We start from the raw sequence: 1,379 nt of genomic DNA, 5'->3' as shown, positions 1-1,379 counted from the left end.
ATGCCGCGGTGCGCGCCGCTGCGGATCTCGTTGCCGCCCGACACGATCAGCACCCCCGTCGCGCCCGCCGCGTCGTCGAGCGTCGCGACCAGCGTCTCGCCCTCGCAGGGCACTGCGATCAATCGCCGCATGTCGCGATCCACCCGGCCACATCGGCGGCGAGCGCCTGCGCGAATGCCGCATCGCTGCCCGGTTCCGACCGCCGCCACAGCGGCGCCCCGGCATAGCGCGCATCCGCCGGACGCGGATCGCTCTCGAGTCGCACCGTTCGCGACGCGGCATATGGCACCGCGTCCTGCAGATCCGCGAGCAGCGCCTCGGACAGGCTGTTGCCCGCGTAACCCTCCGCGTCGGGCATCGTCGACGCGGCACGGATCCGGTTCAGGTCGCGCAACAGATCATCGCCCGCCTGCGGCGCGAGCCGCCATCGCCCGGCAAGACTGGCGTCGCAATCGACGAGCGCACCACTCCGAATCGTGACCGCGTAAACCGGCACGTCGAGCGTCCCGACAAGCGCAGCAAAGGCCTGGCGCAGGTCGGGCAACCGCAGGTCGCGCGTCTCGACCACACTCTCGCCGGTACCGGGCAGATCAGGCAGGATGCTGCCGATCCCGCGCCCGGCCAGCGCGCGCAGCATCGCGACGAGGAACGCGCGCGTGCGGTTCGCCTCCTCGAACAGCGGCAGTACCGCAACGACCAGCGGTCCGGCATCGGGGCCGAAGCGCAGCATCGCCTCGCGCCCGCCGGCCCAGTCATAGTGATCGAAGCGGGGGCCGGTCATCCCGGCCGAGGCTAGACCAGCGCCTTCCGCGCCGCAAACTGGACGAGCGCGCCGAACGTCTCGAGCATCTCGCCGTCGATCTCGTCATCCTCGATCAGGATGCCGAGCCGGTCCTCGAGCTCGGTCAGCACGCTCGCCACCGCCATCGAATCGAGTTCGGGGAGCGCGCCGAACAACGGCGTGTCGTCGGTGAATGCCGCGACTCGCTCGGCGCTGAGGCCAAGGATGTCGGCAAGGACGGCGCGGACCGTCGTTTCAACCTGGGAAGTACCTTCGAAGATCACGAGCATCGCCTGAACCGTTGCGAACCGGGCCCCGCTAGCCTGTGGGGGTGAATTCGGCAACGGCTTGGCGCTATGGAGGACCCATGACCTCGCCCGACCCCGTCCCGTTTCCGATCGATCACCTTACGTCGCACGGCGCAGCCGACGACGTTGCGCTGATCGACCGCGCAGGACGATGACGTTCCGCGACCTCGAAACCGCGGTCGGCACGCTCGCCGGCTGGCTGGCGGGGCAGGGTCTTGCAGAGGGCGCGCGCGTCGCGACCTGGCTGCCCAAGACGCGGGTCGCCTGCGTGATGCCGCTCGCGGCGGCGC

Annotated in this window: 2 protein-coding genes and 1 pseudogene; all 3 read right to left on the bottom strand. The window is 70.4% G+C overall.

Annotation, left to right across the window (positions count from 1 at the left end):
• Window positions 1-131 (bottom strand): annotated as a pseudogene (locus tag NI18_RS24790) (hydrolase 1, exosortase A system-associated); the annotation flags it as partial.
• Window positions 119-781, bottom strand: coding sequence for a hypothetical protein (locus NI18_RS20230; RefSeq protein ID WP_037532900.1), 663 nt, complete (start codon window positions 779-781; stop codon window positions 119-121). The pseudogene NI18_RS24790 and the gene NI18_RS20230, both read right to left, overlap by 13 nt.
• 11 nt (window positions 782-792) lie before the next feature.
• Entirely contained in the window at window positions 793-1,071 is a 279-nt protein-coding gene (locus tag NI18_RS20225; RefSeq protein WP_031441379.1) for an acyl carrier protein, read from the bottom strand.
• Window positions 1,072-1,379 lie beyond the last annotated feature (308 nt).

This window comes from Sphingomonas sp. Ant20 (assembly GCF_000783375.1).
Classification (GTDB): Bacteria; Pseudomonadota; Alphaproteobacteria; order Sphingomonadales; family Sphingomonadaceae; genus Sphingomonas; species Sphingomonas aerolata.
Note: the sequence above shows the minus strand (reverse complement) of the source record. Positions and strands in the feature narration are given on the sequence as shown.